The 21,770-nt window shown below is 51.1% G+C and carries 16 protein-coding genes; 7 read left to right on the top strand and 9 right to left on the bottom strand.

Annotated features, from left to right (window positions below):
* Positions 1-31: 31 nt before the first annotated feature.
* From BN8_RS24775 to BN8_RS24765, 3 genes are all read left to right on the top strand, one after another.
* A complete protein-coding gene (locus tag BN8_RS24775; RefSeq protein WP_040006507.1) occupies positions 32-664 on the top strand; it encodes an OmpH/Skp family outer membrane protein in 633 nt (210 codons plus the stop codon).
* A 20-nt stretch (positions 665-684) separates the two neighbouring features.
* Complete coding sequence (locus BN8_RS24770; protein WP_009284690.1) at positions 685-1,344, top strand: OmpH/Skp family outer membrane protein; 660 nt, start codon at positions 685-687, stop codon at positions 1,342-1,344.
* A 203-nt stretch (positions 1,345-1,547) separates the two neighbouring features.
* Positions 1,548-3,137 (top strand): hypothetical protein, encoded by a 1,590-nt coding sequence (locus tag BN8_RS24765; protein WP_040006506.1) that lies wholly within the window; start codon positions 1,548-1,550, stop codon positions 3,135-3,137.
* Positions 3,138-3,209: 72 nt separating this feature from the next.
* Here BN8_RS24765 and BN8_RS24760 read toward each other — a convergent pair whose 3' ends face one another.
* Together BN8_RS24760 and BN8_RS24755 are read right to left on the bottom strand one after the other, a co-directional pair.
* Positions 3,210-3,956, bottom strand: coding sequence for a lipoprotein signal peptidase (locus BN8_RS24760; RefSeq protein WP_009284688.1), 747 nt, complete (start codon positions 3,954-3,956; stop codon positions 3,210-3,212).
* A gap of 169 nt (positions 3,957-4,125) precedes the next feature.
* Positions 4,126-5,349, bottom strand: a complete 1,224-nt coding sequence (locus tag BN8_RS24755) for a proline dehydrogenase family protein (protein ID WP_040006844.1) — start codon at positions 5,347-5,349, stop codon at positions 4,126-4,128.
* Positions 5,350-5,640: 291 nt separating this feature from the next.
* On the opposite strand from BN8_RS24755, the gene BN8_RS24750 reads away from it, so the two are divergent.
* Positions 5,641-6,741, top strand: coding sequence for a chorismate mutase (locus BN8_RS24750; protein WP_009284686.1), 1,101 nt, complete (start codon positions 5,641-5,643; stop codon positions 6,739-6,741).
* 64 nt (positions 6,742-6,805) lie between these two features.
* Here BN8_RS24750 and BN8_RS24745 read toward each other — a convergent pair whose 3' ends face one another.
* Both BN8_RS24745 and BN8_RS24740 read right to left on the bottom strand, forming a co-directional pair.
* Positions 6,806-7,738: a DUF4249 domain-containing protein gene (locus BN8_RS24745; protein ID WP_009284685.1), complete on the bottom strand. Its 933-nt coding sequence runs from the start codon at positions 7,736-7,738 to the stop codon at positions 6,806-6,808.
* Between the two features lie 14 nt (positions 7,739-7,752).
* The gene (locus BN8_RS24740; protein WP_009284684.1) at positions 7,753-10,170 is read right to left on the bottom strand and encodes a TonB-dependent receptor; all 2,418 of its coding nucleotides are present in this window, start codon (positions 10,168-10,170) and stop codon (positions 7,753-7,755) included.
* 222 nt (positions 10,171-10,392) lie between these two features.
* On the opposite strand from BN8_RS24740, the gene BN8_RS24735 reads away from it, so the two are divergent.
* Positions 10,393-11,733 (top strand): NAD(P)/FAD-dependent oxidoreductase, encoded by a 1,341-nt coding sequence (locus tag BN8_RS24735; RefSeq protein ID WP_040006843.1) that lies wholly within the window; start codon positions 10,393-10,395, stop codon positions 11,731-11,733.
* A gap of 12 nt (positions 11,734-11,745) precedes the next feature.
* Here BN8_RS24735 and BN8_RS24730 read toward each other — a convergent pair whose 3' ends face one another.
* The 5 genes from BN8_RS24730 to BN8_RS24710 all read right to left on the bottom strand — a co-directional run bounded on the left by BN8_RS24730 (position 11,746) and on the right by BN8_RS24710 (position 16,938).
* A complete protein-coding gene (locus BN8_RS24730; protein ID WP_009284682.1) occupies positions 11,746-12,648 on the bottom strand; it encodes an HAEPLYID family protein in 903 nt (300 codons plus the stop codon).
* A gap of 72 nt (positions 12,649-12,720) precedes the next feature.
* A complete protein-coding gene (locus BN8_RS24725; protein ID WP_040006505.1) occupies positions 12,721-14,340 on the bottom strand; it encodes a SulP family inorganic anion transporter in 1,620 nt (539 codons plus the stop codon).
* A gap of 99 nt (positions 14,341-14,439) precedes the next feature.
* Positions 14,440-14,748 (bottom strand): hypothetical protein, encoded by a 309-nt coding sequence (locus BN8_RS24720; RefSeq protein WP_009284680.1) that lies wholly within the window; start codon positions 14,746-14,748, stop codon positions 14,440-14,442.
* Positions 14,749-14,877: 129 nt separating this feature from the next.
* Positions 14,878-16,251 (bottom strand): HAMP domain-containing sensor histidine kinase, encoded by a 1,374-nt coding sequence (locus tag BN8_RS24715; RefSeq protein WP_009284679.1) that lies wholly within the window; start codon positions 16,249-16,251, stop codon positions 14,878-14,880.
* 3 nt (positions 16,252-16,254) lie between these two features.
* Positions 16,255-16,938: a response regulator transcription factor gene (locus BN8_RS24710; protein ID WP_009284678.1), complete on the bottom strand. Its 684-nt coding sequence runs from the start codon at positions 16,936-16,938 to the stop codon at positions 16,255-16,257.
* A 206-nt stretch (positions 16,939-17,144) separates the two neighbouring features.
* Here BN8_RS24710 and BN8_RS24705 point away from each other — a divergent pair, with 206 nt between their 5' ends.
* Both BN8_RS24705 and BN8_RS24700 read left to right on the top strand, forming a co-directional pair.
* The gene (locus BN8_RS24705; RefSeq protein ID WP_009284677.1) at positions 17,145-19,382 is read left to right on the top strand and encodes a S46 family peptidase; all 2,238 of its coding nucleotides are present in this window, start codon (positions 17,145-17,147) and stop codon (positions 19,380-19,382) included.
* 159 nt (positions 19,383-19,541) lie between these two features.
* Positions 19,542-21,716, top strand: a complete 2,175-nt coding sequence (locus BN8_RS24700) for a S9 family peptidase (RefSeq protein WP_009284676.1) — start codon at positions 19,542-19,544, stop codon at positions 21,714-21,716.
* Positions 21,717-21,770 lie beyond the last annotated feature (54 nt).

Here is a 21,770-nt window from a genome sequence, read left to right as displayed (position 1 = left end):
GCTCTAACGTCTGATGTCCAACCCTTTGGTTATGAAAAAAGCTATATTTTTCGTACTTTTGTGCTCCGTTTGGCTGGCAGCTCCGGCGCGGGCGCAGAAGTTCGGATACGTTGATACGGAGTTTATATTCAGCAAAATGCCGGAATACCAGAAGGCACTGGGCGAAATAGACAAGTTCACCGACAAGTGGTCGAAAGATATTCAGGATAAGTATCTGGAGATCGATAAGTTACAGAAAGCGTATCAGGCCGAAGAAATCCTGCTGACTGAGGAAATGAAGCGCGAACGGCAGCGTGTTATTAGTGATCGGGAACGCGAGGCTCGTGAATACAACAACAAGGTGTTCGGTTACCAGGGGCTTCTTTTTGAGAAAAAAAAGGAACTCATGAAAGCACCAATGGAGTTGGTAAATCGGGCGATCGAAAAAGTGTCATTGCAGCGAAAACTGGATTTCATGTTTGATAAGGCCAGTGACTTTGTGATGTTGTACACGAACCCTCGTCATGATTACACAGACTACGTGATGGAAGAATTGGGACTGGATGCTGATAGCAAAGCCAAAAAGTCAACCGCCGTTAACAATAGTCCCACGACGACAACGCCAGGCGCTGGCACACCAGCCCCCGGCGACCCTGCAAACAAATCAACCACAAGACCAAAGTAAATACTAACAACTAATTCGAAATGAAAAAAACTCTCGTCATGGCGTTCGCAACGGCTCTGCTTGCAGGTGGTTTGAACGCACGGGCACAGGCCCAGGCTTCTACGCCGGCAGCGGGCGCCACAACCGCGGCAGCTCCGGTGAAGCTGGGTTATACGAACATTGATTACATCCTGGGTCAAACGCCCGAGTCAAAAGATATTACCAACCAGTTGACCATTCAGCGGACGCAGTCAGAAAACGAATTAAAGCGGATGCAGAAAGAACTGGAAGATAAATACAACGCCTACGAGAAAGGAGCTGCTTCGATGACCGACGTGATCCGGAAAGATCGCGAAACGGAGCTGCAAAGCCTCCAGGCGCGGATTCAGGAGTTCGGCCGGACGGCTGAACAGTCGTTGCAGACCAAATACCAGCAACTGGTGAACCCAGTGGTTCAGAAGATTCAGAAGGCTATCGACGCGGTTGCGGCAGAAAACAACTATACGTACGTGTTTAATCTGGACGCCGGTGCCAATACTATTCCTATTTTGCTGGTAGCACCTCCGCAGGATAACATCACGGATCTGGTACTGAAGAAACTGGGCGTCGATCCGTCAAAAGCTGCTACGGCCAACAAGCCGGCTAATGCAGGTGGTTCTACGCCGGCGGCTGGTACTACAACCACTCCGAAAAAGAACTAAGCAGTCCTTGCTTCTATGGAAAAGCCGCCTTTCTTAAGGCGGCTTTTTTATTAAGGTTTTTCTTGGAAAAATTTAATATAATCGCAGCATATTTCTTGATTAGCTAAGAAAAGTATCAAATAAGGCCGATTTCAAGCCTATAGACAAAATCTTAGCTTTACTTTTACGTTTCTTAACGTAAACTACTATCTAACCTCTCGCTCATGATTCGAAACGTTGGTAGTATGACGTGGCTACTGATATGCCTATGGGCAGTCAGTAGTGGTTATGCTCAAGATACGAAGTCATTACAAATTGTCCTGCCTACACAAACCGATTGGAATGTTATACCTGAAGGAAACAATGTACGCTTTACGATTAAAGCCGTTGGAGCGGCTGACGATACCATAACTTTTTCAATTGCCCAAGGGCGACAACCCGGTATGGAGTTTGATTCGCTGGGGGCATTTAGCTGGACACCCAGCTTTGACCTGGCTGATCGAATCCAAACAACAAAAGTAATTTCAGTCATTTTTGAGGCCCGCAACCAGCGCGGGCAAAGCGTTACACAATCAGTCGATTTTAAGGTACTGCACGTTAACAGACCACCTACCATTGGCGATCTACGGCCTTTCTACGTTCGCTATCGCGCCCAGAATACGTATAAGATGGATTCGGCAATGATTCGCGATGAAGATGGCGATCCCATTGTGTTTATTCCCATCCTGGATCAGATGCCCGAGGGTAGTAAGCTGACAAGCCAGGGTGAATTAACGTGGACACTATCGCTGAGCCAGTTTACTAAGCTCAAAAAAACACCCCAATACATCGAGTTCTGGGTGGAAGATCAACCGGCAAAGTCAAGAACCAAAGGGCGGCTGAAGCTGGAAGTGACCGAAATGGACCTGCCGCCTGATATTGCCATAATTCCTAAGGAAACGCACTACCGACTGCGCGAGAATCAGACCGTTAACCTGAAATTTTATTTGTCAGATCCGAATGGCGATGACGACATAACGACTTTTAACTTTTTGGCCGATAATCAGCAGATTCCTAAACAGGTTTTAGTCAAAAACACCGATAACCAGTATGAATTTATCTGGCAACCGGGATATAACTTCGTTAAAGATCCTTACGATTCACTACGAACTGAACTTACGTTTTACGTGCTTGATAAAGCCCAGAATCGGGAGGAACGTAAAATCTCATTCACCGTATATAATACCGTTAACGAAGGCGAAAAAGACCGGTATTACTACTCGCAATACCGTCAGGTGCTGGTAAGTGCCTGGAACCTGGTTGAGCAGCTAGCCGACAAAGAGGAGGAACTCAAGAAGGATTACAAGCGGGCTAAAAAGGGAAAACGAAGTCGATCCGTGGCTAATGCTTCTCTAGGGGCGGTAACGGGAGTAACACCGGCTGTGACGGGGGCGAGTGCTAGCCAGACATCTCAAAAAAATGGCCGAATCATTTCGGCTATTGGTGGAACGGCCGTAATGACGATGGGGACACTTGAAGCGACGGAAGTAGTTGGTAAGTCGATGAAAGATCTGCTGGATCGGTACAATTATGTATTGAATAAAAAAAGCGAGATACAAAATCGAGGGAACGTATTTGCCCGTGAGTTTGCCCTCAAGTCATCTCGTCGTAACGGCGAGTTTATCAAAAAACTGGACGAATTTCGTGGCTCTATGAGTCTGAGCGGTCTGGTTGCGCTGGAGTTAGATGCGAACTGGCAAAATAAGAAAGAAGCCAGCGATAAAGCGATAAAGCAGACATTTAAGGATTTTGCCCCTTTAGAAGAAGCCCAATAAGCCAAACTTATTTTTGAAGCACAAAAAAGGCCAATTTCATGGAAATTGGCCTTTTTTGTGCTTCAGAATATATTACTGATTTGATTCTTTAGGGTCGTCGGGAAGAACAGGTGATGGCTGGGCGTCTGTATCTGTTGACTGCGTGTCGTCGGAAGACGTATCGCGCCCAGACGTAGCAGTAGCTGGTTCGTCGTTAAACTCAGCAGCAGGTAAAACGGCTGCTTCTGTTGCATCGGGGCCGTCAAGAGGCAGGATGTTATCTTCGACAGGAGGCTCGCCAAAAAAACGACGCTGAAACAGCAGAATCAGGCAAACGCCAACAAAAATGCACGAGTCGGCAATGTTAAAAATCGGCGTTGAATAATATTGACCACCCCAAACCGGTACCCACTCCGGAATGAAGCCTTCCCACACATCAACAAAAATCATATCGATAACCTGGCCATGAAACCAGGGCGTAGGCGATCCGTAGGGAGCATTACCCAGAAAAACACCGTAAAACGTACTGTCAATTACGTTACCAACTGCTCCGGCTAAGATCATAGCCATTGCCCAGAGCAGCCCATCTGGAGCACCCCGATGCGCCAGGTTAACCAGATAGTAACCAATGCCGATCATAGCCAGCAACCGGAATACGCTTAAAACCAGTTTTCCGTATTCATAGCCCAGTTGCATACCAAAAGCCATTCCCGGATTCAATACGTAGTGCAGCTTGAGCCAGTCGCCGATTAACTTAATCTGACCCGCAAAACCAGGAGCCATATAAAAATGCACCGCCAGCTTTACCCCCTGATCCAGGACAATTAAGGCTAAGGTCAATAAAAAAACTTAAGGGGACTTTTCTGAATCATATCACAAAGATAGCTGCCCTACGCATTGGGCTTATCACATTAACGTGGATTGAAACAAATTGGGACGGATTTGTACGGAATAATCCGTTTATCCGTCCCAATGTATAAACTTATTAAAAGTTAACCCGCCCTCACTGCTATCGACGACAGCCTTTTCGGCGAGCCAGTTCGTTACTGATGAGCGTAAACTCCCGACTGCTCTGACCGGCGATGGACTTGTTTTCATCGGCCCGACGGAATAAATACGGCATAACGGCTTCTACAGGGCCATAAGGCACGTATTTAGCTACGTTATAGCCCGAGTTGGCCAGGTTGAATGAGATATTATCACTCATGCCCAGCAACTGCGCAAAATAAATGTGCGGATCGCTTGGGGCAATACCTAGTTGTTTCATGCACTGAATGCAGTACTGGCAACTATATTCGTTGTGCGTACCGAGACAGATGGACACTACGTCGCGGTTCTCCAGGCAGAAATCAATCGCCAGGTTAAAATCCCGGTCAGTGTCTTGCTTTGTAGCCTGAATAGGGTCCTGATACTCTTCTTCGTGAGCCCGAAGTCGTTCCTTCTCCAGATAAGCCCCACGCACCAGTTTAGCACCCAGAAAATAGCCTTTTGCCCTTGCTTCCTGCACGTCACGGCGCAGGTGGTCGAGACTTTCCCAGCGGTACATCTGATAGGTGTTGTAAACAACGGGCCGCTCATGGTTATACCGGTCCATCATCTCATAAGCCAACGTATCGATCGTATCCTGAATCCAGCTTTCCTCGGCATCGATAAAAATCCGGACGTTCCGTTCGTAGGCACGGCGGCATAGGGTATCCACGCGTTGGAGAACCCGCTCAAACTGAACTTTCTGCTCCTTGTTAAGCGAGTCGCCAATCTGAACGGCTTCAAGCAGTTCCGTAGACGCAATACCGGTTACTTTAAAAACAGAGAAGGGGATCTCACTGGATTCGCTGGCGCGTTCGATGGTGCGCAGGATTTCGAGCGTAGTTTCGTCGAACGATTCTTCACTTTCCTCACCCTCAACGGAGTAGTCGAGGATGGTTCCGACGTGTGCGTTATGCAGATGCTGAATTGTCTTCTCACAGTCGCGGATGGTTTCTCCTCCGCAGAATTGCTCAAAAATGGTATTCTTTACAAGCAGTTTGATGGGTAGTTTGAGCTTTAGCGCAATTTTTATAAAAAAAGTGCCTAAATTTACCAGCCATCCCTGATTCATCAACGCAAATAACCAGTACGTTTTTCGAAGTTTTGAATTCGACTGGGAAGAGAAAGCAATCGAAGTGTCCTCGAAGGAGACTGGTTTCACCTCAATCTCTCGGAGTGCGGTCACCCGCTGGACAGTACTTGGCATAGGATTACTTCGGTTCGACATATCAGTGCTCCGTTCTGACGGTGCTACTTCCATAGCATTAGTGCGTTGCTTGGTTAACACGAACTGCCTTTTCTGGCCGAAATATAAAACGAATTTTCGGCACATTCGGTTAAGCAGGCAGACGCAGCTACTGAAAACAAGTTTAAAACCCGTTAAGACAAATTAAGGAACCGGGCTGAAAAACAGTCGATTCCTCTTGCAAATATACTACAAAATTGAATTAAAAGTTCCCTATAGAATTGAGGTGTTATTTCCAGATTACGCATACATATGAAAGTTGACTTAGCCGTTGAGCCGCTTGGATCGTGGATACAGACCGACGGCAAACCTTTGATTATCGCTGGTCCGTGCAGTGCCGAGACCGAAGAACAACTCTGTGAAACGGCCCGCCAATTGAAAGCGCTGGGTGCCGTACATGCCATCCGCGCCGGGGTATGGAAACCCCGCACGCGTCCCGGAAGTTTCGAGGGAATGGGCGAAGCGGCCCTGCCCTGGATTCAGCGGGCTAAAGCCGAAACCGGGCTGCCGTTTGCCGTGGAAGTCGCTACGCCTGAGCACATTGAACTGGCGCTAAAATACGGTGTCGATATTCTGTGGGTGGGCGCTCGTACGACAGTGAACCCTTTCAATGTACAGGAGATCGCTGATGCCCTGCGGGGCGTCGACGTACCGGTGCTGGTCAAGAACCCGGTGAACCCGGACCTGGCGTTGTGGGTCGGTGCGTTTGAACGTCTGGCCGGTGCGGGCATTAAAAAACTAGGGGCTATCCACCGCGGATTTGCTACGGGCGAAGCAACCAAGTACCGCAACGTACCGATGTGGCAGATGGCTATCGAGCTTAAGTCGATCTTCCCACAGTTGCCTATCATCGGTGACCCGAGCCACATGGCCGGTAAGCGGGCTTACCTGAACGAACTGGCGCAAATGGCAATGGACCTCAACTACGACGGTCTGATCGTTGAATCGCACATTGATCCGGACAAAGCCTGGAGTGATGCGGCTCAGCAACTGACGCCGGCCGCCTTCGGCGACATGCTCGATCACCTTCAGATTCGTCAGGTAGAATCGGAAAACCTCGAGTTTCAGGGTGTTATGGATCAAACCCGGCGTAACATCGACAACGTTGACCGGCAGATCGTTGAGATGCTGGCAGCCCGGATGGCGCTGGTTGAACGGCTGGCCGAATATAAGCGTGACAATAACGTAACGCTGTTTCAGCCCGACCGTTGGAAAGAAATTCTGAAAACCCGTATTGAACTGGGACAGCGCCTGAATCTGTATCCTGAACTGGTGGAGGAGATTTACAAAATCATCCACATGGAATCGATCCGGAAGCAGACGGAGGTGATGAACAACCAGCCGGCGGTTTAGACATAAGGCGAAAAGGAGGAAGGGGAGAAAAGGAGTTACGGCTCCCTTTCTTCCCTTTTCTCTTTCACTTCAATTTCAGCGTCACTGTAGAGCGGTTATAACCAGCAAAGCAGCCCAGGCCGCCCTCTATGTTGGAGGGAATGGGAACGGGTTCGGCAAAGGGGTTGCCAGACACTTCGAGTTGGCGACTAACGGCATCCTGATATTGATAATACGTTTGCTCGACGTTCAGCAGATCGACCCTGACACGTGCTGACTTGTATTGTGAATAAAAGCTTTTGGAAGGGAAAGAATAATAAATGTAACTTTCTAGATAAGCACGGTCAGAAACGAATGGCTGCCCATCTGCGTCATGGTCTGTAATAAGGCCACCGTTGCTCCTGTCAAACTGAATTAACGTAGAGTTTTCATTATTATACGGGTTAGTATTAGCATCGGTAAGCATAAACGAAAAGGCACCGTTCACCTGATAATAGTTTGGTTGGCCCGCCTGATCTTGCCAGCGTGCCCTAATGAAATACCGCATTTGTCTTCGGCCGTAGCGATTGCCATAGGCTGAGTCGAACGTGATACTGTTCAGATTTACGGGACTGGGAATTGTACAGGTGCCTGTTGCTTTCTCACCCTCTTTTGTAAAAACATGTAATTTGTACGTTTGGCCAGCCTCGATTCTAAATGTGGTAGCATCGGTTACATATACATTTCGGTTGCTGTCATAACGTAGAAATGCCACAACATGACCTCTCGTTAATGAGACTTGGGCATCGGTAACGTTTAACGTGTTGGTTGACGTAGGAGAACCATCATTCAGCACGGTTCTGGAGCGCGATACACTAACAGCCAGCAACGTATCCTGTGGGGATAGAAAACCGGTCACAACCAGTTTGCCGGCTTCTTTATTCAGGCGCTCAGGGTCAACTTCATTGCGTAAGCTGTTACAACCGGCTACCAGTAAACTCAACAGCGACATAAGGAATAAGTGAATAAAGCGATTCATAGCCGTTGCGCGAGTTAGAATTTGAAGTTATAGGAGAAGGCTGGAACGATGGGAAATACCGAGTATCGGAACAAAGCGGTTCGAGGTGGTTTGTTTTGGCCCTGACTAACGGATTCGAGCTGATAAAAGAACGGGTTCCGACGGTTGTAGAGGTTGTAAAAGCTGAACTCCCAGGTACGTTCGTGGCGCTTCTTCTTCTTGTGGAATTGAATGCCAAAATCCATGCGATGATACGCTTCTGCCCGGAAGCTGTTTTTTTCGGTGCCGTAATCCTCAACTGTTGCCCGGGTCTGTAGGAGTGGCTGAATATAATTTGGAATATTGGCATAGGAAGGTAACAACATAGCCGGCTGATAAGCGTTGTATCGGCCTACCGGCACAGTCAGGGCGTTGCCCGTACCGTAAACCCAGGTGGCGGAGAGCGTAATGCGGGGGCTAAGCTCATAAATGCCAACCAGCGAAATATCATGGCGTCGGTCATACCGGGGGTAGAAAGGCCGACCACCATTCAGTTCAGCAAACTGCCACTGCGTCCAGGAGAGTGTGTAGCCCGCCCAACCCGAAAACCGTCCCACTTTTTTCTGGAGCAGAAACTCCGCCCCGTAGGACCAGCCTTTGCCGGCTGTTACGTTGTCTTCCCAACGGACGTTGTCAGCCGAGTTCGGGTCATCGATAAGGAGGAAACTGGCTCCTTCTTTATAGTTGATGATGTTACGCATGGTTTTGTAATAACCTTCAACCGTCAGTGTAAGTCCCTTATTCGTAAAGTCTTTGGCAATGCCAAGGGCGACCTGCTGTGATTGCTGAGGCTTGATACGGTCGGTTGTCGGTACCCACAGATCAGTTGGTAGACCAATCCCTGTATTGGAAAGCAGATGGACGTACTGGTTCATTATAGCATACGAACCTTTGACCGACAGATCAGGCTTGATGATATAAGCGGCTGAGAGTCGGGGCTCTGGTCGTAGGTAGCCTACCTGCTTCTGCTGAAAATAACTCAGCCGCATACCACCGTTGATTCGCCAGCGATTGGAGGGACGCCAGGTATCTTCTACGTAAATCCCTGACTCGATTACGTCAATTTTTTCAGCTTCCAGCTTAAACTGGTTGATATCAGTGTTTTTCAGGACTACCGCGCTGGGTGTGAAGCGGTGGTAGATGCTCTGCAACCCGATACGTACTGAGTGCTCGGGTGAGGGATAAAAGTCGACATCGTACTTCAGCGAGACATCACGGATGCCGGAGTTGTAGCGGAGCAAAAAGTTATCCTGACCTCCGTCGCTGGTTTCGTCGGATGCGATCTGAAATTTATAATCGCTGTAAATCAAGGAAAGGTTTGAGAAGAGCTTCTGAGTAAACAGGTGATTCCAGCGGAAGGTACCGGTAGCGTTTCCCCAACTTACGCCGACGTTGGTACCGCCTTCTTTATCGCGGACGTAGAAACGGTCGCGCCCGAAATACCCACTCAGATAAAGTTTATCCTTGTTGCCCAGGTCATAATTGGCTTTGGCATTCAGGTCGTAGAAATAATAGCCGGCCTGGGTTTGGCCGTCAGATTGCGCCCGAATTAACGGTGCGGCTACCACATCCAGATACGTCCGCCGACCCGATACCAGAAACGATGCCGAACGCGACCCGCCTTTCTTGTTCTTCGTCAGCGGCCCTTCCAGCGTCAGGCGCGAGGCAATCAGACCAATGCCGCCTTCGCCGTGCAGCTTCTCGCGGTTACCGTCTTTCATATTTAGCTCGATGACCGACGACAAGCGGCCGCCATACCGTGCCGGAAAGCCGCCCTTTGTTAGCTCTACGCTCTTGAGCGCATCGCCGTTGAAGACGGAGAAGAAGCCGAACAGATGGTTAGCGTTGTAGACAATGGCGTCGTCGAGGATGATGAGATTCTGATCGGGGCCGCCACCGCGCACGTAAATACCGGTCTGCCCTTCGGAGCCTTTCTGTACGCCCGGCATAAGCTGCAAGACCTTTAGTACGTCCTTCTCGCCCAGCAGCGTCGGAATTTTCTTGATCTGCGCCACAGGTAAATCAATCTGGCTCATTTGCGGGCTTTCGCTGACCTTTTCGTCGGTTCGGGCCCCTCTGATCTGTACTTCGCTCAGTTCACGGCCGGGCGTCAACGTAGCGTTCAGTTGCGTATTTCGGCGGAAGGCAATCGTTCGGGTCACGGTGCCGTAGCCGACGAAGGAAAAGGCGAGCGTGAGCGAGTCAGATGCTGGTAAGGTCAGTGAGTAAAAGCCGTATGTGTTGGTCGTCGTTCCGGTTGAGGTTCCGGGTAAATAAACGTTGACGCCGATGAGGGCCTCCTGGCTGGCCGCTTCACGCACGTAACCGCTGATGGTAACGCGCGTGGACTGGGTTTGCGCCTGGGTTGCCTGAGCTACTAAAGAAAAGAGTATACCGTATAGAAATAGCCGCATAACGTAGAGTCTATATACAAACTGGGAGTACAAGGATACAAAAAGGGTTGGAACGTAACAGTAAGAATTGACGAACAATTAACATCCTTTAACGGAGAGGGACTATGACTAATCCTAGTAGTTGAGTAGGATAGCCTCACTTTTCAGGGGTCATAAAAACAAAAAGCCGTGTAATAATGTACTGTAAGTAGAAGGAGAATGCGTTTTAATCGCTTATTCACCATGTTACAGTACGATAAACTTTCCCTGAATATACCCGATACAACCAAGCCTCGTGTCGTCATCATCGGCGGAGGCTTCGGCGGGATGAATCTAGCCAAGAGCCTGCGTGGCTCAGGTATGCAGGTAGTACTGTTTGATAAGCAGAACTACAATGGTTTCTGGCCCCTGCTTTATCAGGTGGCGACCGCGGGTCTGGAGCCCGACGCCATCGCTGAGCCGTTCCGTAAGATGTTCGACGGGTTCGACGACTTTCACTTCCGGATGGTCCGGGTCAATAAAATTGATCCGGCTGCAAAGACGGTTTCGACCCTGATTGGCGATCTGCACTATGATTTTCTGGTGATTGCCAGTGGCTCCAAATCAAACTTTTTTGGCAATCAGCAGATTCAGAAATACTCGTTTCCGCTCAAGACCGTTCCCGAAGCGCTGAACATCCGAAGCCAGTTTCTTCAGTGCTTTGAACAGGCCAGTATCACCCGCGATCCGGCCGAGCGTGAGGGGCTCCTGACGTTTGTCATCGCCGGGGCTGGCCCAACGGGGGTCGAAATGGCAGGGTCGCTCGCTGAGATGCGCAAGCACGTGTTGCCGGCCGATTACCCCGGGTTGGATTTCAGCCAGATGAGAATCTACGTAGTGGAAGGTTTGGGCAAAGTTCTGCCACCGATGTCGGATGAGGCTGGGCATAAAGCGCAGCAGTATCTCGAAGATCTGGGCGTCATTGTCAAGCTGAATACGCTGGTTGAAAACTACGACGGAGAAACGGTTACGTTCAAGGGCGGTGAGCAAATCAAGACACAGACGTTAGTATGGGCCGCTGGCGTAACGGGCGTGATGATCGATGGGGTTCCTGCCGAATCGACCGAACGCGGGCGTATTCTGGTTGATCCAATTAACCGTATTCTGGGGCTGAACGATGTATTTGCCATTGGTGATATTGCGTTCATGAAAACCGAGAAATGGCCGAAGGGACACCCCGGTGTAGCTCAGCCAGCCATTCAGCAGGCTAATCAACTGGCCAAAAACATACGTCGAATCGTACGGAATGAACAAACCGTTCCGTTCGAGTACTTTGATAAAGGTTCGCTGGCTATTGTAGGTCGTTCCAGAGCGGTAGCCGATTTGCCCAAGAATGTGCACCTGAGCGGATTTATTGCCTGGATGGCATGGCTGTTTGTGCACATCTGGTACCTGGTCGGATTCCGGAGCAAGCTGATTGTGTTCAGTAACTGGATGTATCGCCTGTTTACGTATCAGCGCGGTACGCGATTAATCATCCGGCCGTTTATCAGGAAAGACGATAAGGTAGCCGAGGAGATTATTCTCCGAAACGAGGCTGTTTAAGATATATCTAAATCAGTGCAGAACGGCTGGGCTGTGACGCGGTTCGTATATCAACCGAATGAACGAGCTTAGCCGTTCTGTATTGCGTTGCGTCGGAATCCCTGCTACAATACCTACCAACAGATTATCGCTTACCCCGACGCGTAGCTGAGGCCGCATGACCGTGTGCATGGTACGATCCGCAATTGCCTTGTTGACCTCCAGACCCAGAAAATTTCGGGTACCCGGGATCATGTAGTGCAGGTTCGAGTTGATTTCGAACGACCGGTGCCAGTGGTGGTGCCTGAAACTACGTTCAAATTTTGGCCCGGTATAAATCAGGGTATGAAAATTCTGCCCCCAGCGACGGGCGACAATGAAGAACGGGTTGAAAACGTTTCCCTGAACCATACCCTCTTGTCCCAATCGCTTCAGGTCGGCCAGTTCAAGCTCATTAATGTAGCCTACGGCCATGGATGTCTGTAGACGCTCAGACACAAAAAATGACCACTGAGCGGCCAGCTTCAGGCTTTCGAGTCGGTTGTCGGGCCGCTGGCTGTTCTGGTTCTGCGTATCGATGCCGTTGGTCATGTAAAATGTCATCGGCAATTCTATCTCCAGCCCCAACCGGTCTACAGGCGCAAACTCGTACTCAATCAGTGCCTGGTACGTATCATAACGCAGATTGTCGGTCAGGCCCAGACCAATGTTCCATTCGCGCTCTCCTTTTCGGGCACCCAGGTCACGAATCAGATCAATATAGAGTGGCTCGGCGTGTAGCACCTTGTCCGGGTGCCGGGCGTCTTCTACTTCCCAGATGGCGAGGCTGTCGAGAGTACGGTTCGTTACGGTCGAATCGTTGGCAAGCTGTTGACCCCAGACATGGATTGAATACGTACTTAGCAGAAATAAGGTACCTAACCACTTCAAAAACATATAACGAAGAGTAAATAAACCCCTATATAGGCATGCCTACACAGGGGTTTGAAAAAACGGTGGGACGGATTTTTAAACTTCCTGCATCTGGTCTCGGTAGCGAACGGAATTCATTCGCTGAGCGGGTGAAACCAGTTCGGATGCGATGGGCCGACGAAAAATCAGTCGAATATTCCTCGACTGCGCCGTTGATCGGAAATTGCGAATGGCATCCAGCACATCCCGGTCGATGTAGGTCGACTGCGTTCCATCAATCTCGATCGTTGAATTGTCCGGCGCATCGCGCAGCAGGCTAACGATGCCCGCTTTGTTCAGAAACGATACGTGCTCGCCCAGGCGAATCCGGATGAGCTGACCCGACTCGGTTTTGATCGTATCGGTCTGGTGTCCTTTGCGGTAATTTTCGCGCAGGATGAAAAAGAGTCCGACAGCCATACCAATGGCAATCCCGGTCAGCAGATCAGTTAATAAAATAGCTGCAACTGTCGTGACGAACGGCAGAAATCTGACCTTACCAAGACGGTATAGTTGTCGGAATGTGCTAATGGGGGCGAGTTTATAACCCGTAATGAGCAGAATAGAAGCCAGCGACGCCCAGGGAATCATATTCAATACGCCCGGAATGGCGACTACACAGATGAGCAGCAATGAACCATGCAGCAGAGCCGCCAGTTTGGTGTGGGCACCAGCATTGATGCTTACCGAACTCCGTACGATGATCGACGTAACCGGTAGCCCGCCCAGGAGTCCACTCAGGATATTACCAATACCCTGGGCTTTCAACTCCTGGTTGGTGGGTGTCCGGCGTTTGAGCGGGTCTAAATCATCAATGGCTTCAATTGATAATAACGCTTCCAGGCTGGCTACTAATGCGATTGACAGGGCAGCCGCATAGACCTTCGGATTCATGATCTGAGAAAAATCCGGCATGGTCAGCAGTTGCATAAACGCAGCCGGACTATCGGCAACCGGCAGTTGCACCAGATGATTACCACCCAGTGCCCACTGCGGGTAAGCCGTTTTTAAGAGTTCGTTGATGAAGACGCCCAGGACAACAACTACCAGGGCGGCCGGTATATTTTTCAGGAGCCGGTGGGTTTTCACCCAGGACTGTTCCCACAAAAGCAGAATACTTAAAGAAACGATTGCAATAAAAATGGCCGCTACGTTAAACTGACCGAACGCCAGGCGGAACTGATCAACAATGTCGATTCCTTTGTTCGGTAAAAGCACAATTTCTTCGGCTGCGTCGGCATCGTAGCCAACCAGGTGAGGTATCTGCTTAATGATCAGGATAATACCGATACCCGCGAGCATGCCCTTGATGACCGACGAGGGGAAAAAGTTACTGATAATTCCGGCTTTCGCGTAGCCGAAGCCAATCTGGAACACGCCGGCTAAGCAAATCGCCAGCAGTACGGCCGGGAATGACCCCAGGCTTTCGATCGCTCCGAGAACCACAACGATCAGACCGGCTTCGGGACCTGAGATGCTGAGAGCCGACCGGCTGAATATACCAATGACAATGGCACCGACGATGCCCGCGATGATGCCGGAAAACAGTGGGGCGCCCGAAGCCAGAGCAATACCCAAACACAGCGGGACTGCCACCAGAAATGAGATAACGCCCCCCCTTATATCTCCCTGAAGGTGGCTCAGATCGAACACCTTACTTCGTTGTATATTGCCCATTAGCTGTTGGTTAATCCGTTGATGCGAAAACATAAAAACCGGATTCGCACTGGCCGGCTGAACACCGATCGACTGTCTGAATCCGGTTTGGTACGTCCGTTATAAACCGCGGGTAGCCACTGTCTGCCGGCGGTCAGTAATAGCCGACGTCTGGGCCGTTTCGCACTGATCCAACGCCGAACGTATTTGATTTAATTGATTATCAAGCTGGTATTTCACTGTTTTCAGTGAATCCAGTTCACGAGCCCGCTGCTGAAGCTGTGCCTGAAGCACTTGCTTGTTAACGTCTTTTTTCTGGTAGGCCGACACTACATTATAACCGATCGTCAGGAAGATGAGCCCCCATACAGTTCCCCAGTTGACGATACGACTCAACGCAGAGCGCTTCGAGGCTTCTTCATTGATCATGATCTTCCGGTTTTTATTGATGAAATTGGCCAGGACAAAGGTACTACCGGGCAGAACGAGCCTAATTAGAAGCCGGTTAGAAGGCAATGAGAAGACGATTAGATGTCGATTAGAGACCGATTAGAGCTGTTATAATTTAGGGAGCCTGATTGTAAAGATAGTCTGGTGATTCACTTCCGACAATACCGTAATTCGTCCGGCATGAAGCTGCACGATGCGCTGAGTCAGAGGCAGGCCAATGCCGTGTCCCTTAATGTGTCGAACGCTCTCGGCCCGAAAGAACGGCTCAAAGATGTGGGGTAGGTCAGTCTCGCTGATACCTATTCCCTGGTCTTTGAATCGAACACTAACCCACCGGCTGTCGGCCTTGAGGGTCACTTCTACTTTTTTGTTCGGAGAAAATTTACAGGCGTTTTCCATCAGGTTCAGAAACGCGGTGGTCAAAAGAGACTCATCGCCCAGAATGGTCAGGTCGGGCGGTTCAGACTCGGCGTCGTTCTGGATCAGGAACGCAACCTGGAAGTCGGGCTGGCGGGTGGTCAGCAATCGGGCGGCCTGATACACCACCTCATCCACCGATACGTCCCGAAATGTCTTGCTGGCTTCATCAATGCTAACCTGGGCGAGTTGAAGCAGGCCGTTAGCCAGTTTGTTGATCTGGTGAATCGTTTCGAGTACCGCCCGCCACTTGGCTTCGTGTTCTTCGACTGTCCGGCGTTTGATCAGAGTCGTTTCGATCTGGCCCGTAATGACCGTTAACGGTGTCCGGAGTTCGTGCGATGCGTTGGTGACAAAACTCCGCTGCATGTCGAATGCCGACTGAACGCGGTCGAGCAGCCGGTTGAAAGTGGTGGCCAACTGGGCAATTTCATCGCCGTCGTTGCCCGCCCGGACGCGCTTATCCAGTTTGGAAATGGTAATGGCGTCAACCTGCTGCACTACGTCCTTGATCGGCCGGAGGGTTCGGCCGGCATTGATCCAACCCATGATGCCCATCAGGGTGAGGCTGAATAGCGTACCAACAACAAGTATCGTTTGCAGACGGTACAGTTCCGTCAGGCCGTATTCATCGTAAGCGGAAGCAACGATGACCCACTCTTTCGATTGGTAGGGATAAGTTAGCCCCACAATTTGTCGCTCGTTGTGCTGCATCCAGATAAGCTCCTCAGCGCGGATACGGTCGAGCAACGTGGGTGTTTCCAGTATCTCATCGGGACGTAGGTCGCTCTGGTAAACCATGCGGTTCTCCTGATCGAACACAGTGATCTGTTCTTCGGGCAGGGCGGTCAGGTTATATCGATCAATGAGCCGGAGCAGCCGTTCGTTAATATCGCTAACCTCAATCAGCAGCCGGGCGGTTGTCTTGGCCTTGTCAGCCAGTCGGTTATAAAAATCGACCCGGCGGTAATAGGCCGATGTAGCATAGATGGTCAGGGAAAGCAGAACAACATTCGCTGCAACGACCGCCAGGAAGTTAACCGAAAGCCGGGTCCGTATATTCATGCGTCAGTTTTCGTCCTCTTTCATGATGTAGCCAATGCCGCTGATCGTATGAATTAACTTTGGCGAAAAATTTTTGTCCACCTTCTTGCGCAGGTAATTCACGTAAACATCCACGACATTCGTACCCGTATCGAACGTTACGTCCCAAACGTTTTCTGCAATTTCGGCCCGGCTTAAGGCTTTATTCGGGTTCTTCAGGAAATACTCCAGCAGAGCCAGTTCGCGGGCAGTGAGCATGATTTTCTGGTTGCCCCGACGTACCTCCTTGCTCATTACGTTCAATTCCAGATCCGCCATTTTCAGCATGGAAGGCTCAACTTTAGCTGCGTTCCGCCGACGGTTCAGGGCACGTAGGCGGGCCATCAGTTCGCGGAATTCAAAAGGTTTGACCAGGTAATCGTCGGCCCCGACGTCAAAGCCGGTAAGCTTATGTTCCGTACTACCCAGGGCGGTCAGCATAATAACGACCACATCCTCGTAACGATCCCGGATGATCTGGCAGAATTCATAACCGTTGATAACGGGCAGGTTGATGTCCAGGATAACCGTAGAATACGGCGTTTCGGCCATCATTTTCTGGCCAATGATGGCATCTGGGGCAATATCAGCAGCGAAACCGTAGTCTTCAAGCCCGCTTTTGATAAACGAAGCGACGTCCTGTTCGTCCTCAACAATTAAAATACGCATGAATCAAGGCTAATGCAGCGTGATAAACGATAACTATACGTTGAAGTGACTTGTTATGGTTACAGTACGGCCAGAAATTTCGTTCGGCCCCGGCCATGAACCGACCTCAAAGCTGGTCAGTAATAATAAAACCTGCCTTTAATACAGTCAATTATAAGGATTTACCGTTGTTTTTAACAACCTGAATACTAAAAGCGCTTTCCAACATGGTACGAATACATCGCCGTCTGCCCGTCTGGTCTGGTTTTTTGATGCTCAATACCCTGATCGGGTTATGTTCATATTCGCTTGCCCAGGTACCAGCTACCACAAGTCGGCCAGCTTCGACTACGCCAGCCGCCGGCGTGACGACGGCCGAGACAAAGGTAGCCACAGCGGCTACGCCGGCTATTCCGAGCGCTTACATCAACCCCGATACCGTCAAGGCAGGGCCATTCGATATGGGTAAGATGTGGACTTTCGATAATCCACCGAAGGACTACTTCCGCAAAACCTATAACTTCAATGCCGACGAAAAGTGGTTCGACGAAGCCCGGCTGGCATCGCTGCGGTTCGCCGACTATTGTTCGGCGTCGTTTGTATCGTCCAATGGCCTGGTGATGACCAACCACCACTGCGCCCGCGAATCAGGAACGGGCGTACAGCGCAAAGGCGAAGACCTCAACGCTACGGGGTTTTTTGCGAAAACACCCGCCGAGGAGCGCAAAGTGGAGGGGTTGTTTGTTGATCAACTGGTTAAGATCGAGGACATTACCAACCGGGTCCAGCAAGCCATGGGTGGGACCGGAGCCGGTTCAGAGCAGGCCCAGCTTCAGGCCCGTGAGCAGGCATTTAACACCATCAAGCAGGAATACGCCACGAAGGAAGGCTGGCAGGGCCTGGAATTGCAAACCATTACGTTTTACAACGGTGGTCGGTACGCCCTGTACGGATTCAAACGGTACAACGACGTCCGGCTGGTGTTTATGCCCGAGTTACAGCTTGGTTTTTTCGGTGGTGACCCCGACAACTTTACGTACCCGCGCTACGCCCTCGATTGTTCGTTTTTCCGGGTATACGACAACGGAAAACCGCTTCAGACAACGCATTACTTTAAGTTCAATACCAACGGCGTCCGCGACGGCGAACCGATTTTCGTGATTGGTAACCCCGGCCGTACGGAGCGGCTCAAAACGGTAGCGGAGCTGGAATATGACCGGGACCTACAGGTGCCGTTTACGCTGCAACTGCTTCGTAACCGGTCCACTGCGCTCCAGGCCTACAACGCAACCGCAAAGAACGACAGTATTCTGAACGAGATTTTTTCGCTGGAGAACAGCTACAAAGCCTATACTGGTCAGTTGGCGGGCCTGCGTGATCCCTACCTGATGGCCCGTAAGGCAGCGTTCGAGAAGCAGTTCCAGACCGATGCGCGGGCAAAAAACGTTTCGGCCGACCGGCTTACCCTCTGGGATGATCTGACGACCAGTACGACTCAGCTTCGGTCCGTATTTGCGGCCAGCAACTACCTTGCACCCAGCGAACGGATCATGGGCGAATTACTGACATTTGCCAACGTACTGATGCAGTATGGGGAGTTATCAATCTCGCGACCAGAGGCTGCCGAAAGTGCCCGTTCGCTGGTGGTAGCCCCCAAGCTACGGAATCGGGCACTGGAGGAAGCGTATCTGGCCGCCCACCTGGCCGAAGCACAGACAGGACTCGGCAGCGACGATCCCTACGTTCGGGCGGCACTGAACGGCAGGTCGCCCAAAGAAGCCGCTGCGTATCTGATCAGCAACACAAAGCTGGCCGATCCGGCTTTCATAAAAGACCTGGCTGTCCGGCCACAGGCCATCCGGTCGTCCGACGATCCGCTGCTGGCGCTGGCCCGAATCGGGTTTAGCCGGTACGTAACGGCCGCCCGGCAGGCGCGTCAGTTGTTCCAGACGCAGGAGGTGTTGCGTGGCCAACTCGGCCGGTTGTTGTACGATGTGTACGGCACCAGCATTCCGCCTGATGCTACGTTCTCGCTCCGGATCAACGACGGGGTTGTCAGAGGATATGCCTACAACGGTACTAAAGCCCCGATTTTCACTACGTTTGCTGGGTTATACGACCGCAATTACTCGTTTGCCGATAAAGCGCCGTGGAATCTGCCGGCCCGCTGGAAAAATCCACCCGCTGAGTTACTTCGACAGCCTATGTGCTTTATCTCAACCAACGATATCATTGGGGGTAACTCAGGTAGTCCGATGATCAATAAAAACCTGGAAGCGGTCGGACTGGTGTTTGATGGCAACATGGAGAGCTTGCCCGGCGAGTTCATTTTCGTGCCGGATCTGAACCGGAGTATTTCCGTACATGCGGGTGGGATGATAGCCGCTATGCGCTACATCTATAAAGCCGACCGTCTGATAAAAGAGCTGGTTGGTACCACCCCAGCCACACCGGCGAAGAAATAACCCACCCAGGTATTTGGATAAAAGCCTCTGTAGAACCCGCCAGGAGATTGCTAAAGCAGCTTTTCCTGGCGGGTTTTTTAGTATCTTCGGGCTTTGTCGCGTTCAATAATCCGCTTCATGAAAAAACATCTCTTCTGTTGGCTGGTGGTGTCTCTGCCAATGGCCGCTACGTTTGCGCAGTCTGCAAAGCAGAAAGTTACTGTTACCGACCTGACCCGCATCAAACAGGTAGGTGGCATCAGGATCGCGCCCGATGGTCAGCGGGCGCTCTACACACTAACGACTATTGAGCCGAATCCCGACCAGAAAGAGGAATACGATTACAAAACCCACATCTACCTGACGGGGTTGAAACCCGGCGATACCAAAGCGCTGACCCGGGGCACGGAGAGTGCCCGGCAGGCAATCTGGTCGCCCGATGGCAAACAGATTGCGTTTGTGCGAACGGTAAAAGGCAAAGGCCAGATTTTTGTCATGCCGCTCGATGGGGGAGAAGCCTACCAGCTCACTACCAGCAAATATGGTGTATCTGGTCCGGTCTGGTCGCCCGATGGTAAGCGGATGGCGTTCACGGCCACCGTATCAATGGCCGAAATGCTGAAAGATTCGCTGTTGAATCCCGGCAAACGCGGGCCGGTCTGGTCGCTCGAAAAACCAGGCTTTGTTAACAACGATTTTGTCCGGGAAAGCAAAGCAAAACCAAACCCCGACGGTACGCTGGCCGAGATCCGGGCGTATCTGAACAAAGATGTTGAGGACAAAAAAGCAAAGGTCATCAACCGACTGAATCTTCAGGGCGAATCGACCACGGAGCCGGACATGAGCTTTCAGCATCTGTACGTCGTGGATGTGCGGGAAGGAACCCAGCCTAAACCCCTTACCCGTGGCTTCAGGTCATTTCAGGCCAGCGACTGGCTGCCTGATGGGCAGGGATTAGTTGCTGTAGCGGATCGGGACTCGCTTAAACACCCTGACCGCGAGCAGGATAATGCGATTGTTTACATCCCGGCTGATGGGTCGGGGCGCTATACAATGGTCCTGGGCGAAGCCGGAAAAAGCTATTACGCGCCCGAAGTGTCACCGGATGGTCGTCAACTGGCTTTCCTGACGAGCCCGTCGCAGGGTGTTAATTTTGGGCAGATTGGCCTGGCTACGTTCACCGGCACAGCGGTGTCGGGTATGCAACTCATTACGTTCGACCGGGCCGCCGGCAACCTGACCTGGACCGAAACGCCAGCGCCCAAAGGTAAAAAGACCGCTGCTACGTACGCCGTTTACTTTACCGCCCCCTCAAACGGAGGTTTTCCGCTGTACCGGCTCGACCCAACCACGAAGCAGGTCACGCAGCTCACAGATTATAACATGGGCGTCAGCAACTTCGACGTAGCCGGCTCAACCGTCGTGTTTGCCAAAACCGAAGTGGTCAACCCATCGGAACTGTACGTAGCCGATGCTGCTGGTAAAAACCAGGTGAAACTGTCCAGCCATAACGACTGGGTAGCTCAGCGCACGCTCAGCTTGCCCGAAAAGCGGACGTATAAAAATTCCATCGGTCAAATGGTCGACTACTGGATCATGAAGCCAGCCGTGGTTGAAGCCGGTAAGAAGTACCCGCTGCTGTTGAATATGCACGGTGGCCCAACCGCCATGTGGGGACCGGGTGAGCCGTCGATGTGGCACGAATTCCAGTACTTCTGCTCCCAGGGGTATGGGGTTGTTTATGCCAATCCGCGCGGTTCGGGCGGTTATGGTCTGAACTTCCAGCGGGCAAACGTAAAAGACTGGGGAACCGGCCCGACTGAAGACGTACTGGCAGCCGCTACCGATGCGGCTAAAGAAGCGTGGGTCGATACGAGTCGGCAGGTTATCACGGGCGGTTCGTATGCGGGTTACCTGACGGCCTGGATTGTGGCACACGATAACCGGTTCAAAGCTGCTTTTGCCCAACGGGGCGTATATGACCTCACTACGTTCATGGGTGAGGGTAATGCCTGGCGGCTGGTGCCAAATTATTTCGGTGGCTATCCCTGGCAGGCTGATGTGCAGAAAGTACTCGATGCCAATTCTCCGTATACGTTTGTCGAAAACATCAAAACTCCACTGCTGATCAAGCACGGCGAAAATGACTTGCGAACGGGTGTGATCCAGAGCGAAATGATGTACAAAAGCCTGAAGATACTTGGCCGACCGGTCGAATACGTCCGGATGCCGGGAGCTACGCACGAACTGAGCCGGTCTGGTAACGTACGGCAGCGGATCGACCGGATGCTGCGCATCTACGAATTTTTCGAACGATACATCGGCCCGGATGCGCAGGGCTTAACGCAGAAATAACTATCATTGAGTGCGCTGGAGTTTGAGTAGGGGACAGGTTACTTGACTGACTGA

Source organism: Fibrisoma limi BUZ 3 (assembly GCF_000296815.2).
Lineage (GTDB): Bacteria > Bacteroidota > Bacteroidia > Cytophagales > Spirosomataceae > Fibrisoma > Fibrisoma limi.
Note: the sequence above shows the minus strand (reverse complement) of the source record. Positions and strands in the feature narration are given on the sequence as shown.

Bases quoted from the DNA above. Each gene is read 5' to 3' on its own strand.
- BN8_RS24775 (WP_040006507.1), top strand. From the start codon at position 32: ATGAAAAAAGCTATATTTTTCGTACTTTTGTGCTCCGTTTGGCTGGCA.
- BN8_RS24745 (WP_009284685.1), bottom strand. From the start codon at position 7,738: ATGAATCGCTTTATTCACTTATTCCTTATGTCGCTGTTGAGTTTACTG.
- BN8_RS24700 (WP_009284676.1), top strand. From the start codon at position 19,542: ATGGCCGCTACGTTTGCGCAGTCTGCAAAGCAGAAAGTTACTGTTACC.
- BN8_RS24720 (WP_009284680.1), bottom strand. From the start codon at position 14,748: ATGATCAATGAAGAAGCCTCGAAGCGCTCTGCGTTGAGTCGTATCGTC.
- BN8_RS24710 (WP_009284678.1), bottom strand. From the start codon at position 16,938: ATGCGTATTTTAATTGTTGAGGACGAACAGGACGTCGCTTCGTTTATC.
- BN8_RS24770 (WP_009284690.1), top strand. From the start codon at position 685: ATGAAAAAAACTCTCGTCATGGCGTTCGCAACGGCTCTGCTTGCAGGT.
- BN8_RS24730 (WP_009284682.1), bottom strand. From the start codon at position 12,648: ATGTTTTTGAAGTGGTTAGGTACCTTATTTCTGCTAAGTACGTATTCA.
- BN8_RS24765 (WP_040006506.1), top strand. From the start codon at position 1,548: ATGATTCGAAACGTTGGTAGTATGACGTGGCTACTGATATGCCTATGG.
- BN8_RS24705 (WP_009284677.1), top strand. From the start codon at position 17,145: ATGGTACGAATACATCGCCGTCTGCCCGTCTGGTCTGGTTTTTTGATG.
- BN8_RS24750 (WP_009284686.1), top strand. From the start codon at position 5,641: ATGAAAGTTGACTTAGCCGTTGAGCCGCTTGGATCGTGGATACAGACC.
- BN8_RS24735 (WP_040006843.1), top strand. From the start codon at position 10,393: ATGTTACAGTACGATAAACTTTCCCTGAATATACCCGATACAACCAAG.
- BN8_RS24740 (WP_009284684.1), bottom strand. From the start codon at position 10,170: ATGCGGCTATTTCTATACGGTATACTCTTTTCTTTAGTAGCTCAGGCA.
- BN8_RS24715 (WP_009284679.1), bottom strand. From the start codon at position 16,251: ATGAATATACGGACCCGGCTTTCGGTTAACTTCCTGGCGGTCGTTGCA.
- BN8_RS24755 (WP_040006844.1), bottom strand. From the start codon at position 5,349: ATGCCAAGTACTGTCCAGCGGGTGACCGCACTCCGAGAGATTGAGGTG.
- BN8_RS24725 (WP_040006505.1), bottom strand. From the start codon at position 14,340: ATGGGCAATATACAACGAAGTAAGGTGTTCGATCTGAGCCACCTTCAG.